The following is a 23,533-nucleotide window of genomic DNA, read 5'->3' as shown; positions in this document are numbered from 1 at the left end:
GGCGTCAGCGTGGGTCGGTGCCGCCGACGAACCAGCCGCTTCCGCGCGAGTTCATCCACATCCCGGAACGGACGAACACGAGTGACCTCGTCCTCAGCCTGACCGGGGGTGTCAGCGACCTTGAGGCGGCACTTCGTGACTATGTGATCACGGATGCCTTGGTGGTCAACGAGGGTTGGGCGCGCTCTCGGGCCTTGAGACCGTGCCCAACCTCCACAACTTTCTGGCGCGGACGGGTCGCGGCGTCTGGTGCGGACGGGTCGCGGCGTCTGGTGCGGACGGGTCGCGGCGTCTGGTGCGGACGGGTCGCGGCCGGCGGCCGGGGCTCCCGCGGCACCACGATGTCGAGACCCGGTCCGCCATGGGTCATGTTGGTGAATTGAGTTCACAGATGCTAATCTGCCCCCTGGATGTCCGTTAGGTCTGAGATGGGGACCGAAGAGGGCCGGCACGGTGCCACCGGGCCGGGAATCGGTCGCCCGGCGTCCTGCCAGACTGGTCGGGCTGTTCACCAAGGGGGGTATCAGGTGCCGAGTTCGACGACCGAACGTGCTCCGTCAGCACGCCGCGTCCGCCAGCAGGCCATGGGCGGGACGGGGCCGGGCCCGGGGGCGCCGGCATCTGACGAGCGTCCCGACATCGGCGCGCTGGTGGAGGTCCGTGGTCAGAAGTGGGTGGTCGCGGACATCGACGGACCGGCCGCCGGCGGGGCGAGGTGGATCGCGGCGGACGTGGGCGCGGCGGATAAGGCGGACGCGGCGGGGCCTGACGCCGTCGGGGACGGAGCGGCGCCGAGCACGAGCACGTTGGTCACCCTCCAGAGTGTGGAGGACGGTCGCTACGGCCACACCGTCGAGGTGATCTGGGAGGTCGAGCCGGGCCGGCGGGTCCTGCCCAGCGGTTCGCTGCCCGACGTCACCCGGGGCGGCTTCGACCCACCGGGCCGGCTGGCCGCCTTCCTCGACGCGGTGCGCTGGTCGGCGGTGACCTCCGCGGACGCCCGGCGGCTGCAGGCCCCGTTCCGCTCGGGGGTGGCCGTCGAGGACTACCAGCTCGAGCCGGTGGCGCGCGCCCTTGCGGCGCCCCGGGTGAACCTCCTGCTCGCCGACGATGTCGGCCTCGGTAAGACCATCGAGGCCGGGCTGGTCGCCGAGGAGCTGCTGCTGCGGCACCGGGCGCGCCGCATCATGATCGTCTGTCCGGCCGGGCTCACCCTGAAATGGCGCGACGAGATGGCCGAGAAGTTTGGCCGCGATTTCACGATTATTGACGCGGAGCGCTGCGCGGCGGTCCGTCGCTCGCACGGCAGCGCGGCGAACCCGTTCGAGGTCTACCCGCTGACGATCGTCAGCCTGCCCTGGCTGCGTGGCCCGAAGGCGCAGCGGCTGCTCGACGAGGTGCTGCCCGGCGATGGTCAGCCGACCTACCCGCGGACCTTCGACCTGCTCATTCTCGACGAGGCCCATCACATCGCCCCGGCCGCGCCCAGGCAGGTCTACGCCGTCGACTCCCAGCAGACCAAGCTGATCCGCCGGCTCGCGCCGCACTTCACCCACCGGCTGTTCCTGTCCGCCACCCCGCACAACGGCTACCTCGCCTCGTTCACCGCGCTGCTGGAGATCCTCGACGACCAGCGGTTCGCCCGTGGCGTCGAGCCGGACCGGATGGCCGTGGACGAGGTCGTGGTCCGCCGGTTGAAAAGCAGCATCGAGAACGCGGACGGCACCCCGCGGTTCCCCCGGCGCCGCTCGATCGACATGCCGGTGGTCTATCCGGACGGCGAACGGGAGATCCACGGCCTGCTCAAGGAGTTTGCCGCACTGCGCCGGGCCCGGCTGGATTCGCCGCGCGGCCGCAAGGCGACCGACCTGGTGACCCTGCTGTTGAAGAAGCGGTTGTTCTCCTCCCCGGCGGCGTTCGGCCACACCGTGGGCGTCTACCGGGAGACCCTCGTGTCCCGGCACGGGCGCCCGGTCCACGCGTCCCGCCTCGCGGATGAGGCCGAGCCGGGGATGCCTGGGCCGGGGATGCCCGAGCCGTGGATGGAGGACTACTTCGACGACGTCGCGACCCTGGACGACGAGCAGCTCGCCGACGCCGAGGACGACGCCCTCGGCCGGATCGGGCCGATGCAGCTCGATCCCACCGACGGCGAGATCGAGCTGCTGGACCGGATGCGGCGCTGGGCGGACGCCCACGAGGCCGAGCCGGACGCCAAGGCCCGCGCGCTGCTCGATTATCTGAACGCGGTGTGCCGGCCGGACGGGCGGCACTGGTTCGATGAGCGGGTCGTCGTGTTCACCGAGTACCGCGACACGCAGATCTGGCTCGCCGGACTGCTGCGCCAGGAGGGGCTCGCCGGGGAGCGGCTCGGCCTGTTGCACGGCGGGCTGTCCGTTGACGAGCGCGAGCAGCTGCGGCTCGCCTTCCAGGCCGAACCGAGCGAACATCCGATGCGGGTCCTGCTCGCCACCGATGCGGCGAGTGAGGGCATCGACCTGCAGAATCACTGCCATCGGCTGGTCAACTACGACATCCCGTTCAACCCGAACAAGCTGGAGCAGCGGATCGGCCGCATCGACCGGTACGGGCAGCGCCGTTCCCCGGAGATCCGGCACTTCGTCGGCTCCGGCTGGTCGGGCAGCGTCGATTCCTTTGAGGCCGACCTGGAGTTCCTGTCGCGGGTGGTGAAGAAGGTCGCGCAGATGAAGGCCGACCTCGGGTCGGTCAACGCGGTGCTCTCCGATCGGGTGCAGCGTCGGATGCTGGGGGAGCGGATCGACCTCGGTCCCGACGACCTCGACGTCGGTCCGGGCGGCTCCGTGGCCGCCGGAGGCACCGTCCCGGTCGCGGAGAACGTGCGCGAGCAGGTGCGCCGGCTGCGGGCGAACCTCGACGACACGGTCCGCGAGCTCGGCATCACCCCGGCGGCGGTGCGCCGCGTCGTCGGCACGGCACTGAGCCTCGCCCGCCAACAGGCACTCACCCCGTACGTCGACGAGAAGGAGCACGCCGAGGGACTGTTCACGGTGCCGACGCTCACCGGCTCGTGGCAGCGCGCCTCCGCGGGACTCACCGAGAAGCTGCGCCGTGAGGACCTTCCCCCGGGCACGCCGCCGCGCCAGCGGCCGATCACCTTCGACTCGGCCATGGCGAAGGACCGCGACGACGTCGTGCTCGCGCACCTCGGCCACCGCCTCGTCGACATGTCGACAAGGCTGCTGCGGGGCGCCGTCTCCAACGCCGACGTCGGGCTGCACCGCGTCACCGCCGTGCGCTCGGACGATCCGCGCTGCGAGGAGGTGCTGATCGGCGCGTTCTCCCGGTTCGTGCTGGTGGGCGCGGACGGCGTCCGGCTGCACGAGGAGGTCCTGTACGCGGGCGGCTGGGCGCCGGCGACCGGGCGGTTCCGCCGCCTGGAGAACCTGACGGTCCTCGGCGATCTCGTCGGTACCGCGCTCGCCGCCGGCCGGCCCGTCTCCGGGGAGACGCGGGAGCGGCTCGCCGAGCGCTGGCCGGCGGTGCGGCCCGGGGTGCTCTCCGCCCTGGAGTGGCGGACGAGGACCCGCCAGGAGTCGCTGACCCGCCTTCTCGGCCAGCGCCGGGCCGCCGAGGAGAATCGGATCACCACTATCCTCGATCAGTTCGCCGCGACGCTGCGCGGTGCGATCGAGGATCCGGAGAACGACGAGGACGCCCTGTTCAGCCGGTTCGAGATCGCCAGGAGCCGCGAGGAGCTGGCCCAGTACCGCAAGGACCGGCAGGCGTGGCAGGACCGGCTCGACCGGCTCGACCAGGAACGGCGACGGGAGCTCGACGTGATCGCGCAGCGATACCGTGACCCGAGGCAGCACCAGTTCCCCGTCGCGGTCGTCCTGGTCGTGCCGGCAGCGGAGGAGGCGCGATGAGTACCGTGGGTGCCACCACGCGGGGCCGGGGCATCCCCGGAGGTCGCGGCAGCGGTGGCGGCAGCGGCAGCGGTGGCGGTCGGCGCCGGCCGCCCGCGCCGGACGGCTCCGCGCAGCACCGCGAATGGCTGAGCCTCATCGAGGTCAGCGGGCCGTTCCTCAGCCTGCCCGTGCTCCGGCGGGTCTGGCCGACGCTCGACCCGCTGGAGAAGAAGACCCGGGAACGCCTGCGCCGGGAGCACACCGCCTGGCTGGACGATCCCGTCGGCGGCCAGGCGGCCTGGGTGCGTTTCGTTCTCGGCGAGCTACTCGGCTGGGGGAACACGCTCGTCCTGCCCGATGGCACGAACGGCGCGGGTGGCGCGGACGGCGCGAACGGCGCGAACGGCGCGCTGCGCTCGTTCACCGTCGACGTCGGCGAGCACGACGCGCACCTCGTGCCGTCCTTCATCCTCGTCGATCCGGACACAGCGGACACAGTGGCCGCGGGGGACACAGTGGCCGCGGGGGACACAGTGGCCGCGGGGGACACAGTGGCCGGGGGGTCGTCCGAGGTGAAACCGGACGCGGTCCGCGTGCTCGGTCTGGTCGTCGCGCCGTCACAGTCCCCGACGGCGCGGATCGCCGGGCAGGCCTGGGCTGCGACGCCGGTGGACCGGGCGGCGATCGCCTGCCGGCATCACGGGATCGAGCTCGCGCTGGTGACGAACGGCCGGCAGTGGGCGTTGGTTTGGGCGCCGCGCGGCGGGGTGACGGCGACGGCGGTGTTCGACGCGGTGTCCTGGCCGGAGGCGGCCGAGCGCGACGTCGTGCGGGCGTTCGTGTCGTTGCTGTGCCGGCGGCGCTTCTTCGGCGTACCCGACGACGAGACGCTGGTCCCGTTGCTGAAGGCGAGCCTCGGCAGCCAGGAGGAGATCACCGAGGCGCTCGGCGTCCAGGTTCGCCAGGCCGTGGAGCTGCTCGTCGCCGCCTTCGGCCGCTGGCACGTCGCCGAGCGGGACCGGGGTGGCGCCGGGCTGCGCGACGTCGGCGCGCACGACGTCTACCGGGGCGCGGTCGCGGTGATGATGCGCATCGTCTTCCTGCTCTACGCCGAGGAACGCGGCCTGCTGCCCGCCGGCAACGACCTGTACGCGAGTACCTACTCCGCCGGCCGGCTGTGCGCCGAGCTGGAACAGCAGCTTTACGACGGCGCGACCGAGGACGACCTGGAGCAGTCGACGGCGGCCTGGCACCGGCTGCGCGCCCTGTTCACCGCCGTGTACGCGGGGGTCGATCATCCCCGGCTGCGCATGCACGCCTACGCCGGTTCGCTGTTCGACCCGGCCGCCCATCCGTGGCTGCCACTCGGCGTGGACGACCGCACGGTGCTGCACATGCTGCGTGCCGTCCAGTACATCCAGGTCGGCAGCGGGAAGTCCCGGGAGCGGCGGACGCTGAGCTTCCGCTCGCTGGACGTCGAGCAGATCGGTTACGTCTACGAGGGTCTGCTCTCCTACGATGCCGAACGCGCCCCGGCCGCGGAGGTGGTCGTCGGCCTGGCCGGCCGGGAGGGGCTGGAGGCCGAGGCGAAGCTGTCCGAGCTGGAGGAGCTCGCCTCGCGTCACCGGGGCCGCCCGCTGCTCGCCGCCGCGCTCGCCGAGAGGTTCGCCGCCAGCGGGATCGGCGCGCCGAAGGCGGTCGAGCGCCGGCTCGTTCCGTTGGAGGCCGGCGAGCGGGAGGAGGCCCGCAAGGCCCTGCTCGCCGTGACCCGCGGCGACTACCCGACCGCCGAGCGGCTGCTGCCGTTCCACGGCCTGCTGCGCACGGACCTGCGCGGCCAGCCCGTCGTGGTCCTGGAGGACGGGCTGTACGTCACCGAGTCGCCGCTGCGGAAGAACACCGGCACCCACTACACCCCCAGGTTCCTGGCCGAGGAGGTCGCGGACAACACCCTGGAGCCCCTGGTCTACGCCCCCGGGCCGTTGCAGACCGCCGACCGGGGCGCCTGGCGGCTGCGGTCCAGCGCCGACATCCTGTCGCTGAAGGTCGCCGACATCGCGATGGGCTCGGCCGCGTTCCTCGTCGCCGCCGCCCGCTACCTCGGCGACCGGCTGGTGGAGGCGTGGATCCGTGAGGGTGACCCGCGGGCCGCCGGGCACGCCGGGTACGCCGGGTACGCCGGTGACGCCGACGCGGACGACGTCACCGTCGAGGCCCGCCGGCTGGTCATCGAGCACTGCCTGTACGGGGCGGACATCAACCCGATGGCCGTGGAGATGGCGAAGCTGTCGCTCTGGCTGGTGTCGATGGACCCGCGCCGGCCGTTCACCTTCCTGGACGACCGGCTCGTCTCCGGCGACTCCCTGCTCGGTATCACCTCGGTCGAGCAGCTGGAGTACATGCACCTCGACCCGGCCAAGGGCCGGAAGATCCACTCCGACATCTTCGGCTGGACCGCCGGCGTCCGTGAACTGGTCCGCGACGCCGCCGGGCGGCGCCGGGACCTTGTCGAGACCGACGGCTCGTCTCTGGCGGGACTTGCGAGGAAGCGCAGGCTCCTGTCGGGGGTGGAACACGACACCGAGCGGCTGCGGCTCTTCGCCGACCTGACTGCCGGCGCCGCGCTCGTCGGCTATCAGAAATGGTCGGGGACGAGTAACCCGCATGCCCGCGCCGAGATCGACGAGGAGAAGAAGGCCAGCCGGGAAAGCTTCTCCCTGACCGCGGCCCGCCTCGCTGATGAGGTCACCGGCAAGCGGGATGAGACCGAGGCCCGGAAAACGGCACAGTCCTGGTTGGCCACCGATTACGTTCCCGGCGGTTTCCGGCGGAAACCCCTGCACTGGCCGCTGGTCTTCCCCGAGGTCTTCGAGGAGGGCGGTTTCGACGCCGTCCTCGGCAACCCCCCGTTCCTCGGTGGCCAGAAGCTGACCGGTGCACTGGGCGTGGCGTATCGCGAGTACCTCGTCGAGGAGATCGGCGGGGGAGCACGGGGGAGCGCCGATCTGGTCGCCTACTTCGCGCTGCGTGCGCACTCTCTGCTCAACGGTGGCGGTCAGACGGGGCTGATCGCGACGAACACCCTGGCCCAGGGCGATACCCGTGAGGTCGGCCTTGACCAGATTGTCGCTGACGGGAACGTCATCCGCCGGTCGATCAAGAGCCGGCCCTGGCCGTCGAAGTCCGCGGTCCTGGAATTCAGCGCCGTCTGGACCACAGGGCAGATCGGGCCGGCCGCCGCCCGGTTCGCCGACGGCGTCCAGACCCCCGTGATCGCGCCCTCCCTGGAGCCCGAGGCACGGGTGTCCGGAAATCCTCACCGACTGGAAAAAAGCGCAGGAATCTCCTTTATTGGAAGTTATGTCCTGGGTCTTGGCTTCACGATGGAACCCGCCGAGGCCCGCGCGTTGATCGCGAAGGATCCGCGTCATACCGACGTGCTGTTCCCCTATCTGAACGGTCAGGATCTCAACTCGCGCCCCGACTGCTCGGGCAGTCGTTGGGTCGTCAATTTCCACGACTGGCCTGAGGACCGCGCAAAGCGGTACCGCGACTGTTACGACCAGGTCCGCCTCCTCGTCAAGCCAGAACGTGACCGAAATAATCGAAAAGTATATCGCGACTACTGGTGGCAGTACGCTGAGAAGCGTCCCGCCATGCTCGACGCGATGGGGGATCTCGAACGGCTTGTCGTCATCACTCTTGTGAGCCGCACGGTGATGCCGGTGATGGTGCCGACCGGGCAGGTGTTCGCGCACAAGCTTGGTGTGTTTGTCACTGACGACGGGGCAATGCTGTCACTATTGTCGAGCGCGCCCCATTTTTGGTGGGCGATGAGTCGTAGTTCGACGATGAAGGCGGATCTCAACTACTCGCCGTCGGACGTGTTCGAGACCTTGCCGTTGCCTGAACTGACGGGGGAGATGCGGGAATTGGGGGAGGGGTTGGACGGGTTCCGGCGGGAGGCGATGCTGGCGCGGCAGTCAGGGCTCACCAAGACGTACAATCTGGTTTTCGATCCGGGCTGCAACGATGCCGATATCGCCGAGCTGCGGGAGATCCACCGGCTCATCGACGAGGCGACCTTTCGGGCGTACGGGTGGGTCGATATGATCGACCGGGGCCTGGACCACGGCTTTCATCCGGCCGGGAAGTACACTCGGTACACGATCGGGCCGTGGGCGCAGCGCGAGGTGCTCGACCGCCTCCTCGAACTGAACCACGCCCGGTACGCCGAGGAGGTCGCCGCCGGCCTGCACGAGAAGGGCGCGAAGAAGAAAGGCGCCCGCGCCAGGGCGGCCGCATCGCCGGACCAGGGGTCGCTGCTTGACCTGTAGCCGGAGACAGCGAACGACACCCTACGTTTGACGCCGGGCCGCCCGCCCGATTTCCGGGTGACCGGTCCGCGAGAGTTCTCCATTCGCCTTGTCCACCGGCCGAGCCACGCGCGCGGTCGACATTCTGCCGTGCCCGGATTCTCGGGGGGATCCGGGCACGGCCATCCTCCATCCACCTTTTCCGACTTTTCCGAAGCTGTTGACAGAAAGCTCGAAGCGATTCAGAATCGTTGTTGTCCGGGATTGATCTGATCGGCTGGCGATAGCGGGACCTCGCCGCCTTTCTCGGATACCGACGGGTTTCACGGCCGTCCTGTCGGTACATTCTTGCGACCTCGCCCGTCTGCCCAGGCAGCCGGCATCGACCCGCAGCCTGATATTCGACGTCTCGTTCATCACTCTCATCGGCGTGCTATGGCGCGCGCCTTTTCACGGGGGATCTCATGAGTACTGCACGTTTCGCCGTCGCCGCGGTTCTCACTGGCCTGATCGGCCTCACCGGGCTCACCGGCTGCAACCTGGACGACACCTCCGTCTCCTCGACCGGCGCGACGGCCGCGCCCGGCGGTGCCGCGGCGGCCGGCGGGGCCTCCCAGGGGGCGAAGCAGGCCCAGTACGGCGAGGTACTCCAGGTCAGCAAGGGCGGCGAGGTCGCCGCGACGGTGAGCGTCGCCGCGCCGAAGGCGGTCCCGTCCTTCTTCTCGGGTTTCAGCAAGCCCACCAGCGGCCCGGCGTTCGCGACCTTCATGGTGTCGTTCACCTCGGCGAAGGCCGGCTTCGCCGTCAACCCGTTCGACTTCTTCGTCCGCACTCCGGACGGTGCGCGGGTCCAGCCAACGATCGGCTGCGAGCCGGCGTTCAACGCGGCGACCCTCGGCCAGGGGGAGAAGTACCAGGGCTGCCTGACCATCGACGCGGCCCACGGCGTCCTCGTCTACGCCTCCGGCCTGTTCGGCGCGACCGGCCTCGTCGAGTGGCCAGGCTTCTGACCGTCGACCGGCGGCGGCGAGCCACCCCGTACGACACACACCGAGGAGAAGAGAGATCCGGAATGGCCATCATCATGCGGCTCCCCGACGGTTCCATCGAGAGCATCGCGACGACCCACGGCGGTGCGGACGGCAGTCACCTTCGATGCGAACTGATAACCGTTCGACCGGGTGATGAGCGGTACGAGGAGCTGAACGCCCGGTTGGCGGGTCGCCCGCGCCGGGCGAAGAAGGCGCACGGCGTCCTCCGCCGCATCATTCGCGTCGTCCGTCCGGGGCGGCGGGCATGATCCGCCGCGGTGAGCAGCGGCTGGGGCACCGCTGCGGCCCACGCCGCGACCTGACCTGCATTGACGAGCAAGATGTCCATTTTTGTGGATGCACTTTTCTGGCCCGGCTCGGAGACCGTCATCCCAGGTCACGGAATTTTTGACATTCAGCAAGGAAAGGGCGAGGCCAGGGCCTCCGGGCCCCAGTCGGGCCGCTCTCCTGGCACTTCTGGCGTTCTCCAGACACGACCTACTTCTCCATGTAACAATACGATCATGAGCCTTTCGGCTGGCAAGAAGGGGAGAACCGCATGAGTAATGTCACGAATCTGACCGTTCTGATCGACAGCGAGCCCGCGCCGAGCGGCTGGATAAAGATCGACAAGGATCTCAATGCTGGCGCGGGCGGCGCTTATCTGTATTTCGCCTATGAGAAAGGTGCCGGAGATCCCATCACCAACATAATCTTCCTGCTCAACAAGGACGAGTCTGCTCCACCGAGCTATCACCGTATCGACGTCGATCTCAACAAAGGTGCTGGCGGCGCTTACATTTATGCTGCCTTCACTCGGGAGCCCGCCCTGGGCAGTCCGATAGAGGATCTGGATGTCATACTCGGTGACAACAGTGGGATTCAGCCGCAGGCACCGTGGCGGCGTATCGACGTTGATCTCAACAAGGGCGCTGGTGGTAAGTACATTTACCTTGTGTACAGAACCGCTTAAAAATCTAGGTTTTAGGTCGCTGACGAGTCTGTAGACGTAGCAAGGCGTACATACGGCCCCTGGCGCGCGCAGCTCAGGCGGCCATGAACGCGAAACCCCTCCCAGTCACGGGAGAACGGGCGGGGAGGGGTCTGCTGCGGGGAATCTTCCGGAACTGGATGTCGAACCGCTCAAAAGTCCGGGCTTCATAGCTGGGGACCGGGCCGTTGACTAATCTCACCATGTGCTGCCCGCCTGGCGTCACGAGATCTATGAACCAGTTGTGTCGGGATAGGCGGCGTCGAGGTGGCCTCCGACGGCGGTAGAGGGAATGCGTGCTGATTGCTACTCATTTCCTTCCGGTGTGAAGACAATCCATTCTCCGGGTTTGCGAACGGTGAAGCCGGATCTGTTCCGCGCGTGCGATGGAGACCTCGCGTGGAGTGGGCGTCGGCCCATCGAGGAGGGCTGCCTTTCGTTCGGCTGCGGTGGCGGCCGGGATGCCACCGTCGGGTCGGGGCCGCGGGGGTTCCTGGGAGTCGGGTGACGATCCGATGGGTGCGTCGAGAAGATCGAGTTTGCGTTGGAGGGCGGCGGGCTCGGGGCCGGTCTGGCTCGTCCGGGTGGATGCCGGGGTGTCGGGTGGAGCGGTAGCGTCACGGGGCATGGGCGCTCACGCGCCGATTGTGGGGTTTTCGGTGGTGACTGTCGAGGGTCTACCCGACTTCTCGGCGTAGCTATCGGGCTGGCCGCGCCCGGTCGACAGCCGGCCGGTTCGCAGAGGTGTTGCCCGTCCGCCGAGCCGTCCGCCGCCGGTGCGGCTGCTCGCCGAGCGGACCGGCCTGCGGACGGGGTTGTCGGCGGCGATGCGTCGGCGGGAGTTCGTCCCGGTGTACGACCGGGGCAGGTCCTGGTCGATGTGGCGGGTGCGCCCCTCTTCCACCCCGGCCCGTGACTACATCACGTCACCACCGGCCGTTACTGAATGGTAGGCGGGAAAATGTGGATCATGGTGTACCGCGGAGAGCCCCTAAAGCCGCCTGCCACCATCCGCAGGCGAACCACCATAATTCAGTGACAACACATCCGTTCTCCCTCGGCACCGGCAGCGCCGCAGGTCAGCCGGCCGTCCGATGGAGGTGGCGGGGAACGCCGAGCATACCTAGACGCGATTGAGGGGCCGGGACGTGAGCGACAACCCGACGGATGACCGCTGGAACACGCCAGTGGAGCGGGTGGAGACGGTGGAGCGGGTGGAGCTGCGGACGGACGTGCCGCATTCCGCGCGGATGTACGACTACTTTCTGGCTGGCAAGGACAACTTCCCCGCTGACAGGGAAGCCGCCGAGCGGGCGCTGGAGGTATTCCCGGCCCTGCGCATCGCCGCCCAGCAGAACCGGGCGTTCGTCCACCGCGCCACCCTGTTCCTTGCCAAGGAGGCGGGTATCCGCCAGTTTCTTGACATCGGCACCGGCATCCCGACCTCGCCGAACCTGCATGAGGTCGCCCAGGGTATCGCTCCCGACACGCGGGTGATCTACGTGGACAACGACCCGTCCATCCTATGGACGCACATGCGAGTAAGGCCCCGCGGCTGTCGGACCCTCAGCGCCGCGCGCTGACCTTCGCCCACGCGGGTGTTCTGTACTACCGGGCCGACAGCTTCGGTCACGGCTACTACGGAGAGCGGGATAGCGGCCCTGTCCGTGTCGCTGGGAACACGTTCGAGGCGATCGAGCGTCGCGGTTGGGTGGTCCGGGAGCCGGCGGGAGACCTGAGCCTGCACGGCGGCACCGTGACCATCTTGGCATACGTCCTGACCGAGGCGGGCCGGACGGTGCTCGGTGTCGAGCCTGGCGAGGCCCTCGACCGGGCGATGGCCCCAGATGACGATGGGCCGGTCACGGTTGATGTTGCCGACGTCCGGGTCGGGATGGCTATGCCGCTGGGCTGGGTGGACTACGTCTCCCGTCTGGATGAGGGCGGGGCCATCGTCTACTACCGGCCGTTTGATCGGTCTGCGCTCACGTGCCGGGCGTGGCCGCCCGGCCAGCGGCTGCCGCTTGTTCCCTGCCCCCACCTGCCCACCATCTTCGATCAGTCCCGCTGCGCGAAGTGCGGTCAGGGGCTGGGGGGCGTGGCCGCGTGATACCCAATGTCACGCTCTGGTCGGACGCTCAGGACGCCGCGTACGGTTCTGGGGTGGTTCGCATGTTGCGCACGATCGGGTATCGGCGGATCTCCGATGACCGCGAAGGGCTGGAAGCCGGGGTCACTCGCCAGGATGAGGACATCCGGGAGCATGCCGCCCGGCGGGACGACATCGACCTGATCGACGTGCTGACCGACAACGATCTGTCGGCCACGAAGGACTACCGGCCGGAGTTCGAGCGCATCCTGGTCATGGCTGCCGCTGGTGAGATCGACGCGGTGATCTCGTGGACGTCGAACCGGTTCTTTCGATCGGCGAAGGACCGGGTTCGTGTCCTTGACCTGTTCGAGGCCAAGGGAATTCGGATCATCCCGGTGCGGGGTTCGGAGGCTGACCCGACCACGGCGGACGGCTATCTCATGGTCGATCTCATGGGAGCGATCGACCGGGCGGAGGCCAAGCGCACGGCGGAACGGGTATCCCGCGCGGCCAAGCAGCGGGCAGAGCAGGGCCGCCACCATGGCGGGCGTAGGGCGTTCGGCTATGGGCCGGTGGTGGCTACCGACCATCTGGGCAGGCCCGTGCGGGATTTTCACGCTGTCATTCCGGAAGAGACGGCAACGATTCGCCGGATCGCCGCTGACATCCTCGCGGGCGTGCCGTTGGGGAGCATCGCGCGCGCCCTCAACGCGGCCGGGGTCCCGACCGTGACGAAGGCCCACCGGGCGGCCTGCGTGAACAACGTCAAGGGCCGTCGGGCGTGGGTGGACTGTCCGTGTCCGTACCGGGCGTGGGATGCCACCACTCTCAAGGAGTTGATGGTCAATCCGCGTCTGATCGGGATGCGTGGCTATCAGACGAGGAGGTCGCGGCGCAGCACGGGCGCCATCGCGGTCATGGGTGAGGCGCAGTGGCCGGCGATCCTGGATGTCGAGACGTGGGAGCAGGTCCGGGCGATCCTGACCGACGCGGCGCGGCGGACCAACACCGACGCGGAGAGGGTCCGGCGGGTGCTGGCCGGGTTCGTCTACTGCGCGTCGTGCGGGCACAAGCTGACCGGGAACGGCGCGACCGGCACGCGGCTGTACTGCCAGCGCCGCGACGGCCGGTGTGCGGCCAAGGTCCGGATCGGGGAGAGCTTCCTGGTCGGCCTGGTGGGCCTGGCCGTGCGGGAGCGCCTTGACGTGCTGGTTCTCCAGCCTGCCGCGACGGCGGACCCGGTGGCCGCTGAGCTGGCGACGTTGGAGGCCCGCAAGAGCGCGCTTGCGGACCGGTGGGCGTCCGGGAAGATGGAGGACGACGCCTACGACGACGCTCACAGGGCCATCGGCCGGCAGATCCGTGAGGCGCAGACCCGGATGTACACCAGCGCGCGGCGGCGCGCCACGCTGCCCGTGGACGGGGCCGCGGGCTGGGACGCGTTGGGCGAGGACATCGCGGCGAAGCGGGTGATCCTCACGCAACTGATCGACGGTGTGATCGTCGGGGGCAACGGCACCGTGGAGGGTGATGATGTTCAGCGGGTGCGGATCGTGTGGCGTGACCTGAACGATCCCCGGTAGCCCACACCACCGGCGAAGCCCCCGCAGACGACGCCGGGGGTTCGGCGTATCTGCCCGCTATGGCCACCAAGAGCCATGTTGGCGTGTGGAACCGCCTTCCCCGGCGTCTCTTTTGCGCGGGCCGAGCGTGGCAGGGGAAGAGTCATCCACGAGAGTGCCACCGTCACGGGGGCGCCGTTGCCCGCGCCGTGACGGTGGCACGCGGTGAACGGCCAGCGGCCTGGGCGGCGCGCCGGCACCGTGCCGGTAGCGCGGCCCCTCTGGACAGGATGCGACGTCACAGCGGACACGTGCAATCAGCGCCTCCGGTGTGTCCAGTGGTATCAGGGGGCTGACCTGCGACGCTGTGACCAACGCGGCCAGTGCCAGCGATCATTGGTCCACATGGGCCAGTCCATCGTGACTACACGCGCGGGGGCATCCGACCTGCACAGCGATCTTCGTCGGCCGCCATGCCCTACGGGTCAGGAACCCGGACCCAAGCACCAGCGGGACCGGCGCGGCCGGAGCTGAAGCGCGCCGCCAGGCGGACCGGCGCGGGGTCGGAGGCTGAGCGGCATGACCGGTCAGGATCGGCGGGAACCGAGGAACCGACACCACCGGCAGGACCGGCGCCACCTGCGCGTCCGGTACGGCCGGAGCTGGACGCGCGGCCAGACTGGCCGGTGGGACCAGCGGAGTCAGCGGCACCGGCACGGCCGGCGGGACAGACGAACCGAGATCGGCTCCGGCGGGACCGGCGGAGCCAGTGCGGGACCGGTGGTAGCGGTGGACGGGCCGGACCGTCGTTACGGCGGGCGGGGGTGGTGGCGTTCTGCGGATATGGGTGGAGCCTCCGAGCGGTGTGCTCGGAGGCTCCGGGGGTTGGGGTGGTGTCAGTCGGTGGTGGTGGTGCGTCGGTGCCGGTCGTGGTGGGTGAGAGCGTCGCGGATGCTGTCGCAGCGGGCGGTGAGTTCGCGTGCTTCCGCGAGTGCGGCGTCACGGACTTTGATCACGGAGCGGCGTGATCCGTACTTTCCGCCGTAGATCTGCTGGGCGACGATGGCGAACACGCCGGTACGTCCCAGATCCTCGGCGGCGCCGGCAACGGCGATGACCCGCCGCAGGATCGGGAAGTCCCGTCCGTCTCCCCATGCTGCCGCGAACACCACGTGGCTGACTCCGGACAGGTAGGTCACGGCGGCCAGATGCTCCGCTTGCGTCTCCAGCTCTTCGGGGCTGGTGTCACGGCGCGTGGGACGGTAGCCGTTGCGCTGCGCGGCGTCCGTGACCGCCCAGCTGCGGATCGTGGCACGGTCGACAAGGAACATGTCCGCGTCGTGGGGCTGGTACTGCCACCGGTCGGCTTCGCGGGTGGTGACGTCGATGGAGGCAACGACACAGCCCCGGATGATCATCCCGAGCCTGCGTGCGTAGATCAGGACCGCGTCGTGGGCGATGTCGTCGGACACGTCATCGGTGCCGTAAGCGGCGTGGCCGTCGCGGGTGATGGTGGCGCTGCGGTCGGCCCGCTTGCGGGACCGTGAGCCGTCGACCTTCCAGCAGTACCGGTGCGCGTGGGTGACGATCGCCGCCCAGTCGGCTTCGGTGACGCGCGCCATGTCCTCGCGGGTGGCGGCTTCAGCGGGAACGGTCGACGGAATCTCGCGGGAAAAGAACGCATGCGACATGAAAGTCTCCACACGGAAAGAGGGGGGATTTGGCGTCGCGCGCCGCGCGCAACTGCCGATATCTAATAATCCCTCTCCCGGGCGGTGAAATCAATACCTCCGGCCGCTTTTTCTGGGGATTTCTTGGATCGCGTTTTCGCAGGTCAGAGACCTTTCTGTGGATTGTTGCCGGAAAAATCGAAACGAGACGACGACCCCAAGAGATAGAAAGACGGGGCAGCGAAAGGCGAAAGCAGAGGAATGCAACCCGGGGAAATGCAATGAAATACGACCAGGAAATGGAATAGTGGGGAGAAGAGTCTGTTCGCAGGTCCCCGCAGACCGCGGCACAGCACGCACGCCAGCAGCGGCCATCCGACTATCATCCAGGCTCCTGGGGAGCCAAGTCGGGCGGTGCTTGGGTCGTGCAGTATAGGCGCTGACCTGCGCCGCTGTGCTTCTGGGGGGTAGCGGCTCAAATAGGTGACCACTGTGGCTACCGGTGTCGCCAGCGGATGGGAAGGGGGTTTGCCGTTGGGGGGATTGGTGGAGGATGATCTCCGGCGCCGGCATGGGCACGGCGCGAGACGTAACGGTAGATCTCTTTGAGCACGACGTCTGACCAGCACGAACGCCTCGCTGGCTAGATCGCTGGCAACTCGCTGTCCGTACGCCGCCGCGCGGCTGGGCTGCCTGGAGGCGCTCGCGGACTGCTTACCCGCCCGAAGCGCGCCGATATGACTGCTCGTTCTTATTTAGCCGATTCCTACAACCGCGTGCCTGAAGGCCGCTGGGCATCACAGCCGGCCGGCCGGTCCAGCGGTGGGGAGGTCGATGCGTCGCCGGTCATTCTTTCACGCCCGCCAGGCGTTTCCGCTCTTTTCCCGCTCGACCGGCGTGGCTCCGAACTCCTCTTCCAGGTCTGACTGAACGCGAGGAGAAAGCCAGCGTCGCGATCGCCTTCGACGAAAGCTTCGGAGGCTGGACCAAGACGTTCACCGACCCCCGCCTCTGCGCCGCCATCGTCGACCGCCTCACCTTCTGCGGCACCATCCTCGAAACCGGCACCGACTCCTACCGCCTCGCGCAGACCCGCGCCCGCACCGCCGACACTCACTGAACGACCCGGCCCCTGAGTGCCAGGAGCAGCGTCAGCCGCAACAGACGCAGCCCGGTGCGCATCCGCACCTGGCCGGCTGCCCACCGGCCCCGGGGACGGATGACGGCGGCGGGGTGGGACAGCAGACGTCGCCGCGCCACGCGTCACGGCCTTCCTTCACCGCGATCACCGCGATCACCAAAGCTGCGAGAGGGTCCGCCCAGGACCAGCCGAGGGTGGCGTTGAGGAGGAGACCCGCGAGCAGGACCGCGGACAGATAGGTACACAGCAGGGTCTGCTTCGAGTCCGCCACCGCGGAGGCGGAACCGAGTTCCCGGCCAGTCCGGCGCTGCGCGGCGGACAGGAACGGCATCACCGCCAGCGACACCGCGGCCAGGACGATCCCCGGCACCGAACCGTCCGCGTCCTGCCTGCCGGTCAGGGACCGCACCACGTTGACCGTGACATAGACCGCGAGCGCCACGAACGACACCGCGATGATCCGCAGCGCGCGGCGTTCCCGCGCCTCCCGCACAGCGTGATCGGAGGCGGAGAACTGCCAGACCACCGCCGCCGCGGAGGAAACCTCGATGACCGAGTCCAAACCGAAACCGATCAGCGCGGTGGACGACGCCGCCGCGCCGAGCGTCAACGCGACGACGGCCTCGACGACGTTATAGGCGATCGTGACCCCGACCAGAAGCCGGATCCGCCGGGCGAGCAGGTCACGCCGGCCCGGCGACGGACCCCACGGCAGCGAGACGGCCATCTCAGCAGCAGCCCTTCTCCGCCGCGTCCGGGCAGCCAGTGTCCTGCCTCAGGGCGATGACCGCCGCCCGCAACTCGTCGATCGCACGACCGAGACGGGCATCCGCGAGCTCATAGCGGGTCCGCCGACCGACCGGAACCGCGACCACCAGACCGCAGCCGCGCAAACAGGCCAGATGGTTCGACAGCCGGCTCCGGGAGATCCCCATCGCCTCCGCCAGATCAGCCGGATGCGCCGGGCTGTCTCGCAGAGCCAGCAGCAGCCGGGCCCTGATCGGATCAGCCAACGCCCGGCCGACCCGCGCCAGTACCTCAATGTCCGAAGCGATCGTCGCCACGACCCGAGAGTACAGCTCAACCTGAACTCAGAACATCATGAACTGAGAGCGGCCCACGCAGCTTCGCGAACGTCCAGCGAGTCACCGGACCACTCGTGCCCGAACTCGCCGACACCCTCCGACGCCCGCATCGGTCGCGGTCGGCACTCACCGACAAAAGGTGCCCAGAGTCGATGACATAGCCACTCGGGAGTGAGGCCGTGTCCACGCGCATGCCTTGCTGCCCGCAGCTACTGCCGCTGACCCGGTCACGGGAACGGCGGCGTGGACGCATGTCCTGGGACGTGGTCCCCAGCGGGCGGGCGGACCTGCGTTCGTCCCGGTCGGTTCTGCTGCTCATGGTCGCTGTCACATCCCGCGCCGGGTCCGGACCGGTCGTCGGCTGCCGCCGGTCCGGGTCCCGACCCGGACCGGACCGAACCCGCCGCAAGGCCCGGACTCGGACCTTGCCCGGGGCGAGCGGCGGTGCTGGTACGGCGGGCCATGGTGGGGGTCAGGGGTGGGCGGGTAGGTGTGAGGCGAGGTCGGGGATGCCCGCGGTGAGCAGGCGGTGCAGCGCGGCGCCCGGGGTGCGCTGGAGAGGCCGGACGGGGCTGGTGAAGTACTCGGGATCGTCGAAGACGGGTTCACCGCCTGGGCGGCGGGTGAACGGGACGCGGCCGTAGTCGATGCCGTCGGTGTCGTCGCAGCTCATCCAGGTGATCGCTTCCTGCTCGTCCGGTTGCACGGGTGCGGTGAACAGGGGCCTGGCCTCGATGAGGTCGCCGTCCTCGTACCAGACCTGGGGGACGGCGAAGACCCACCGGTGGGTGGCGTTGCTCTGGGCGTGCGCGGCGGCGCGGATCTCGAACGCGAGCGCCGTCGCCCAACTGATCAGATAGGGCCGGTCGGTGAGGACCAGATTCTGGGTGCCGTGCAAGCCCAGGATCGCGGGGTAGTCGCCGCCGCGGACGGCGTGTTGCACACGGCTGGTGATGTCCTCGACCAGCGTCCAGGTGTCGGTGTTCACGGCCCAGGTCCTCTCGTCCGTCGGATGTGGCGAGGTCTGCGTCGGCCTCACACTCGAAATACGGGTGGGGTACGGCCCGACCGTCCGCGCGACGCGAACCTGCCTGGCACCCCGGCCGCAGGCCGGGGGCGGGTCGGACCCGCCCCTTCATCCCCCATGCGGGGCGGGTGAGACCCCGACCGTCCAGGCCGCAGACCGCGAGGTCGGGCTGCGGCCCGGACCCGATGGCCCCGGAAACGGCAACGGTCCCGCCGCGCGCCCGGTCACGGGGGGACGCGCGACGGGACCGTCGTGACAGCAGGAATCAGGCGGCGGTGTGCTGCCCGTGCAGGCCGGTCGGGGGCATGGGCTGGGGTGGGCGCAGCCGTCCCGGCTTGTCCGGGACATCGGCGTCCTCAGTCTTGGGGGCGGGGGCGGAACGGTCGGGCCAGAGCTGGTCGAGCTGGTGCAGCGCGAAACGGCCGGGACCGGCCGGGGCCGGGGTCAGGGGAAGCCAGCGGACGAGGGTGGGGTCCAGGTGGTCGTCCGGTGCGGTGAGGTCGGCCGCGGTCGTCGCGACAGGCACCAGCGCGGGCCGGTCAAGGTCACCCAGGGCGCGGGTCAGAGCCTGGCGGGCCGCGGTCTCACGGCGGCTGGTGGGAAACCAGAACAGGACCGGGGTCGTGATCCGTGTTGCGGTCGCGAGCTGCTGGTAGTCGAGGAGCTTCGCCGCGAGGCGGCGCATCGCTTCGGTGCCGTAGTCGAGTTCGAGGAACCATTCGACCTCGGCGCCGCGTTCGGTCCAGCGGCCGTAGGCGTCGGGACGGACGATGTCGCCGAAGTGCTCGGCGCAGCGTTCCTGCGACCACCAGGCGGTCAGTGTGCCGGCGGTGTCGGGTTGGCGGGCGTGGTACACGAGGCTGGTGAACACCTCGTTGACCGCGACCCGGTGGGCCAGGTGCAGGGAATGGGCGATGCCTTTCGCCCGGTCGTGCTGGTAGCCGGTCTTCTTCGGGTCCACGCCATCCTCGTAGGCGAGCACGGCCGCGCCGGCGACGTCGAGGACGTAGTGCATGGGCGCCAGGCCACTCACGGCCAGTGGCTGGAAACGGTCCAGGACGCGCCAGCGGTACAGCTCCAGCAGCCGAATGTTCGCCGCGCGGCGCGACGTCCAGCCGAGCTGGGCGATCTGGTGGGTGGTCAGGACCCGATGCTCATGGATCATGCGGGTGATCCACCGGTCCCGGGCAGTGAGGTGGCGGGCCAACCCGAGCAGGTGGTCGTATCCGGTGGCGGTGCGGGTGGCAGGTCGGGCGTAGGTACGGCGGCCGAGATGGCGTTGCTGCGGAGGATTCGTGATCACGCGGAGGCGTCTCCCAAGAGCAGGACGGGCTTGCAGACGGGCGGAGCGGACGACGGGAGCACGGCGGTACAGGCGGGGCTACCAGGAGGCGCAGGCGCCACTACGGGCCCGTCGGTGCCGGAGGTGCGCGCGCAGGCCCGTCCCCACCACGCCAGACCGCCCGACCGGGCGCGAGGGATGCCGCGACCGACGCGACGACTACCGGCCTCCGACCGCAACAGGCACGTCCGCGCCAGGCGGCTACGCCGGCCGGGACATCGGGACCCGCGGCGCCCCGCTCAGGCCGCCGCGCGAGGGCACACGTCCTCGTCGGCGGGCGAGGCCGGCAACCGCCCGGCTGACCAGGCGCTGACCGAGACCGCAATCCCGGTAGACCCGTACGACAGGAAACGCCCGATTGGACGGGCCACCCGCGGCGGCGGTGAGCCGGCGTCCCGTGAACGCTCAGCAGCAGGCGTGGCGGACACGGGACGGCACCGCGGGTACAACTGCACCAACAAGACCTCATACCGGCAGCAATCGACACGATCCCAGAAAGCTACCCCGATCGTGACCGAGACCAAACCACCAACAGGCCACCCTCCGATACCCCGCACACGACCTCGGGAGAACCCCACCCACGACGCCAATCCAGAACACCTCGGGTGGGCGTCAGACACGCTTGACCTGTACCAACGCCCAAAATCCGCGCCGCCCACCCGCATTCCCCCTGGCAGACGAGCGGGGGGTCCGACGACACACAGAACCGCAAGTCGACATTCACGGCATTCAAGACAAATAGCCCGAAGAGTTTGTGCCTGAGATCACGCTGCTTTGTGGGCGTAGTGAACGGCGGGTTCCGGGTGGGGAGCCGGCTGATCACGATCGCGGCCGAGGTCAAGCCCCGCTGGCCTACCAAGGGCTGACCTGCGACGCTGTGCCACTGGGCGGCATGCCAGCGATCAATGACCCCAACCGACTGGTCCATTGTGACTACACGCGCTGGCACGCAAATTGCACAGCGATCTTGCGCGACGACCAAGGGGTGTCTGATCGGCGCGCCGGGACGGCGAGAGTTGTCGGCTCAGTCGATCAGCCTCGGGCGAGGTTGCTCGGCGAGTCGAGGTAGGAGTCGAGCAAGGCGTCGCACTCGTCCTTGAGCACGTCGGGGATGACTTCAACGAAGTGGTTGAGACGACGGTCGCGCACGACGTCCCAGAGGGAGCAGACCGCGCCGTTGTATTTGTCCCAGGTGCCGATGATGAGGCGTGGTATGCGGGCGAGGACGATCGCGCCGGCAGACATGGTGCCTGGTTCGAGGGTGGTTACGAGGGTGCAGTCGGTGAGGCGCCAGGTTCCGAGCGCCTGGGCTGCCTGGCGGAGCGCGAGGATCTCGGCGTAGGCGGTGGGATCCGCGGTGCGTTCGCGGTCGTGATGTGCTGCCGCGATCTCGGTCCCGTCCGGTCCGTAGATGACTGCCCCGACCGGCGGGTCGTCGGCTCCGGGGTCAGGGAGGGTCGTGGCCAGCTTGAGAGCACGACGCATCCACGGTTCGTACTGGGCGGTGGGGATCGGCACGGCACCCATTGTGCCTGTCGGCGCAGTTCCGGCCTCGGAGGGGTGCGGGTGACGTGCGGGAAATGCCTGGAAGCTGTGGGAAGTCTCGATTAGTATGACGACCATCATCATCACTGATAGTGATGGTCTGTGTCTTCTAGGTGCTGGCTTGGTGAGGAGGACGGTGGAAGCTCCCTCGGCGATCTTCTCGGCGGGAAGTCCGGCTACGTCACCCAATGAGAGCAGAGCCCGCCGCGTGCTGGCAGACGCGCTGGAGCTGGGGTTTGACTTCAAGCTCCAGCCAGAGATCTACCGCGCCCGGCTGCCTCCCACCCAGATCCGCGACCTGCTGTTGTCGGAGCTTCCGGACTACACCAGCAGCATTGAGGAGGTCCTGGCTGAGTTCACGGACACCGTGCTGCCTCTGCAGGGCTCCGGCACGTTCGCGTTATGACCGGCTCGTCCGCGCGCCGACGGGACGGCCTGGATGTCCGTATCGTCAGGGAAAGCCGTGCAGGTCGAGCGCGGCGGTGGCGGTCTTGCAGGCCCGGCGCCCGGCCGGAACGTAGCGGTGGCCCGCGGCGCGGACCGCGTGCGCGACAGTGGCGCGGAAGATCGCGAGGTTGGCCGGGCCGCGGCGGGTCCGGCTCCGGCTCGCGTCCTCACCGAAAGTGACGTCACGGACGTGGTGCTGACGGTTCTCGATGATCCACTGGCCGCGGGCGGCGTCGGCGAGGAACCCGGCCGAGGCCTGCTCGAAGGCCAGATCCGTGATGCCGTAGACCGTCTCCCGGCTGGGTTTCCTGCCCTTCTCCCGGCGCCAGCGCTGGATCCGGACGGCCTGGCGGGCGTGCGGGAACTCGGCGTGCTCGACGGTCGCGGCCTTCAGCGTGCGGGTCTCGTCACGGCCGTGGCCATGGTCGTGGGTGGTGTCGGCGACCGGGACGTCCGCCCACGGCAACGCGGCCAGGAACGCGCGCAGCGTTGGCTGGTTGCCCTTCACGACCGCAAGGTAATGGGCCTTCTTGTCGGTGACCAGCCAGTCGAGATGGTCGCGCACGGTATGCAGAGCGTCGAAGGTCAACAGGTCGCAGGCAAGGTCGAGGGGCTCGAGGACAGGGCGGAACGCCTTCGTCTCATTGCTCTTCGAGTCCACCTCGTGCTGGTTGACCAGCCGGCCGGTCGCCTGGTCGGCGACCCCGACCAGTTGGACCTGCCGCCCGTCGGCGCGCTTCGCGCCGCGGCTGGTCTTCCCATCCAGTGCGTAGACCGCCCGCACCGCTTCTCCCGCCGCCTCGGGTGACGCCGGCTTCGGCGGGGCCGGGTCGGCCAGCGGCGGATCGAGCAGTGCGCGGGCGAGCCGCGCGTCGTCGGTGTCGTTGAGGAACCGGCGGATCGTCGACTCGCTCGGCAGCCGGTAGCCGTCAAACGGGTCGTACGGCAGCCGCAGCCGGCGCCGTTCCTCCTCCGTGGTGCCGGCGAGCCATTCGATCACGGCGGTGACCCGGTCATGGCCCGCCGCGGTCAGCGCGCACAGCCACACCGCCGCCAGCACCGCCAGCGGGTAGACCCGCCCACGTCGGCCCCGGTGCTCGCCCATCGCGTGCAGCCGCTGCCAGATTCCCTCACGCGACACCGCGCCGGCTCCCACCACACCGGCCGCGTCACGCGACAATGCCCCCACAGGCACGTGCGCTCCCGGACCACGAAGACGTTAGACACCTCCGTGATCTACAGGCGCCGTGCCTGTCTTCTTCTCAGCGACGCGTGACCTGGCCGTGTCCGCCCGCCGACCCCCGCGCCCGCCCGATCAGGGCATACCGGGACCCCACCAGCCAACTCCGGGCGGACCGGGACCTCAGCTGACAGAACCGGCCAGGGCACCGCCC

The 23,533-nt window shown here is 69.2% G+C and carries 16 protein-coding genes and 2 pseudogenes; 11 read left to right on the top strand and 7 right to left on the bottom strand.

Annotation, left to right across the window (positions count from 1 at the left end; translation table 11 throughout):
• Positions 1 to 584 precede the first annotated feature (584 nt).
• From drmD to FRANCCI3_RS13700, 9 genes and pseudogenes are all read left to right on the top strand, one after another.
• Positions 585 to 3,908 (top strand): DISARM system SNF2-like helicase DrmD, encoded by a 3,324-nt coding sequence (gene drmD, locus FRANCCI3_RS13735; protein ID WP_035958600.1) that lies wholly within the window; start codon positions 585 to 587, stop codon positions 3,906 to 3,908.
• The gene (locus FRANCCI3_RS13730) at positions 3,905 to 8,227 is read left to right on the top strand and encodes an Eco57I restriction-modification methylase domain-containing protein (RefSeq protein ID WP_011437118.1); all 4,323 of its coding nucleotides are present in this window, start codon (positions 3,905 to 3,907) and stop codon (positions 8,225 to 8,227) included. Before drmD ends, FRANCCI3_RS13730 begins: the two co-directional genes overlap by 4 nt.
• A 443-nt stretch (positions 8,228 to 8,670) precedes the next feature.
• Positions 8,671 to 9,216: a hypothetical protein gene (locus FRANCCI3_RS13725; protein WP_011437117.1), complete on the top strand. Its 546-nt coding sequence runs from the start codon at positions 8,671 to 8,673 to the stop codon at positions 9,214 to 9,216.
• A 62-nt stretch (positions 9,217 to 9,278) separates the two neighbouring features.
• Entirely contained in the window at positions 9,279 to 9,506 is a 228-nt protein-coding gene (locus FRANCCI3_RS23515; protein ID WP_023841739.1) for a hypothetical protein, read from the top strand.
• 290 nt (positions 9,507 to 9,796) lie between these two features.
• Positions 9,797 to 10,210 (top strand): hypothetical protein, encoded by a 414-nt coding sequence (locus FRANCCI3_RS13720; protein WP_011437116.1) that lies wholly within the window; start codon positions 9,797 to 9,799, stop codon positions 10,208 to 10,210.
• Positions 10,211 to 11,004: 794 nt separating this feature from the next.
• The gene (locus FRANCCI3_RS27015) at positions 11,005 to 11,181 is read left to right on the top strand and encodes a hypothetical protein (RefSeq protein WP_157493474.1); all 177 of its coding nucleotides are present in this window, start codon (positions 11,005 to 11,007) and stop codon (positions 11,179 to 11,181) included.
• A gap of 297 nt (positions 11,182 to 11,478) precedes the next feature.
• A pseudogene (locus FRANCCI3_RS13710) lies at positions 11,479 to 11,754 on the top strand (SAM-dependent methyltransferase); the annotation flags it as partial.
• On the top strand, positions 11,754 to 12,338 hold the full coding sequence (locus FRANCCI3_RS13705) for a hypothetical protein (RefSeq protein ID WP_035958605.1): 585 nt from the start codon (positions 11,754 to 11,756) through the stop codon (positions 12,336 to 12,338). The pseudogene FRANCCI3_RS13710 and the gene FRANCCI3_RS13705, both read left to right, overlap by 1 nt.
• Positions 12,339 to 12,400: 62 nt before the next feature.
• Positions 12,401 to 13,903: a recombinase family protein gene (locus FRANCCI3_RS13700; protein WP_011437111.1), complete on the top strand. Its 1,503-nt coding sequence runs from the start codon at positions 12,401 to 12,403 to the stop codon at positions 13,901 to 13,903.
• Positions 13,904 to 14,778: 875 nt separating this feature from the next.
• On the opposite strand, the gene FRANCCI3_RS13695 is transcribed toward FRANCCI3_RS13700, so the two are convergent.
• Positions 14,779 to 15,573, bottom strand: a complete 795-nt coding sequence (locus tag FRANCCI3_RS13695; protein WP_011437110.1) for a hypothetical protein — start codon at positions 15,571 to 15,573, stop codon at positions 14,779 to 14,781.
• Positions 15,574 to 16,439: 866 nt separating this feature from the next.
• Between FRANCCI3_RS13695 and FRANCCI3_RS24665 the strand changes: the two are divergent.
• Positions 16,440 to 16,672: pseudogene (locus FRANCCI3_RS24665) on the top strand (ATP-binding protein); the annotation flags it as partial.
• 31 nt (positions 16,673 to 16,703) lie between these two features.
• On the opposite strand, the gene FRANCCI3_RS13690 reads toward FRANCCI3_RS24665, so the two are convergent.
• From FRANCCI3_RS13690 to FRANCCI3_RS13665, 5 genes are all read right to left on the bottom strand, one after another.
• Positions 16,704 to 17,420: a cation transporter gene (locus FRANCCI3_RS13690; protein WP_011437109.1), complete on the bottom strand. Its 717-nt coding sequence runs from the start codon at positions 17,418 to 17,420 to the stop codon at positions 16,704 to 16,706.
• A gap of 1 nt (position 17,421) precedes the next feature.
• Positions 17,422 to 17,757, bottom strand: a complete 336-nt coding sequence (locus FRANCCI3_RS13685; protein ID WP_011437108.1) for an ArsR/SmtB family transcription factor — start codon at positions 17,755 to 17,757, stop codon at positions 17,422 to 17,424.
• Between the two features lie 493 nt (positions 17,758 to 18,250).
• Complete coding sequence (locus FRANCCI3_RS13680) at positions 18,251 to 18,766, bottom strand: hypothetical protein (protein WP_011437107.1); 516 nt, start codon at positions 18,764 to 18,766, stop codon at positions 18,251 to 18,253.
• Between the two features lie 304 nt (positions 18,767 to 19,070).
• Complete coding sequence (locus FRANCCI3_RS13670) at positions 19,071 to 20,108, bottom strand: replication-relaxation family protein (RefSeq protein WP_011437106.1); 1,038 nt, start codon at positions 20,106 to 20,108, stop codon at positions 19,071 to 19,073.
• A gap of 1,071 nt (positions 20,109 to 21,179) precedes the next feature.
• A complete protein-coding gene (locus FRANCCI3_RS13665; RefSeq protein WP_035941587.1) occupies positions 21,180 to 21,674 on the bottom strand; it encodes a nucleoside deaminase in 495 nt (164 codons plus the stop codon).
• 226 nt (positions 21,675 to 21,900) lie between these two features.
• Here FRANCCI3_RS13665 and FRANCCI3_RS13660 point away from each other — a divergent pair, with 226 nt between their 5' ends.
• Positions 21,901 to 22,098 carry a hypothetical protein gene (locus FRANCCI3_RS13660; protein ID WP_035958610.1) on the top strand — a complete coding sequence of 66 codons (198 nt, stop codon included), beginning with the start codon at positions 21,901 to 21,903 and terminating at the stop codon, positions 22,096 to 22,098.
• A 45-nt stretch (positions 22,099 to 22,143) separates the two neighbouring features.
• Here FRANCCI3_RS13660 and FRANCCI3_RS13655 read toward each other — a convergent pair whose 3' ends face one another.
• Positions 22,144 to 23,334, bottom strand: coding sequence for an ISAs1 family transposase (locus FRANCCI3_RS13655; RefSeq protein ID WP_011434597.1), 1,191 nt, complete (start codon positions 23,332 to 23,334; stop codon positions 22,144 to 22,146).
• Between the last annotated feature and the right edge of the window lie 199 nt (positions 23,335 to 23,533).

It is taken from the genome of Frankia casuarinae, from assembly GCF_000013345.1.
Classification (GTDB): Bacteria; Actinomycetota; Actinomycetes; order Frankiales; family Frankiaceae; genus Frankia; species Frankia casuarinae.
This window is presented reverse-complemented; position numbering and strand designations above follow the sequence as displayed.

Coding starts and splice junctions, on each gene's coding strand:
- drmD (WP_035958600.1), top strand. CDS start 585: ATGGGCGGGACGGGGCCGGGCCCGGGGGCGCCGGCATCTGACGAGCGT.
- FRANCCI3_RS13730 (WP_011437118.1), top strand. CDS start 3,905: ATGAGTACCGTGGGTGCCACCACGCGGGGCCGGGGCATCCCCGGAGGT.
- FRANCCI3_RS13725 (WP_011437117.1), top strand. CDS start 8,671: ATGAGTACTGCACGTTTCGCCGTCGCCGCGGTTCTCACTGGCCTGATC.
- FRANCCI3_RS23515 (WP_023841739.1), top strand. CDS start 9,279: ATGGCCATCATCATGCGGCTCCCCGACGGTTCCATCGAGAGCATCGCG.
- FRANCCI3_RS13720 (WP_011437116.1), top strand. CDS start 9,797: ATGAGTAATGTCACGAATCTGACCGTTCTGATCGACAGCGAGCCCGCG.
- FRANCCI3_RS13705 (WP_035958605.1), top strand. CDS start 11,754: ATGGACGCACATGCGAGTAAGGCCCCGCGGCTGTCGGACCCTCAGCGC.
- FRANCCI3_RS13700 (WP_011437111.1), top strand. CDS start 12,401: ATGTTGCGCACGATCGGGTATCGGCGGATCTCCGATGACCGCGAAGGG.
- FRANCCI3_RS13695 (WP_011437110.1), bottom strand. CDS start 15,573: ATGTCGCATGCGTTCTTTTCCCGCGAGATTCCGTCGACCGTTCCCGCT.
- FRANCCI3_RS13690 (WP_011437109.1), bottom strand. CDS start 17,420: ATGGCCGTCTCGCTGCCGTGGGGTCCGTCGCCGGGCCGGCGTGACCTG.
- FRANCCI3_RS13665 (WP_035941587.1), bottom strand. CDS start 21,674: ATGGGTGCCGTGCCGATCCCCACCGCCCAGTACGAACCGTGGATGCGT.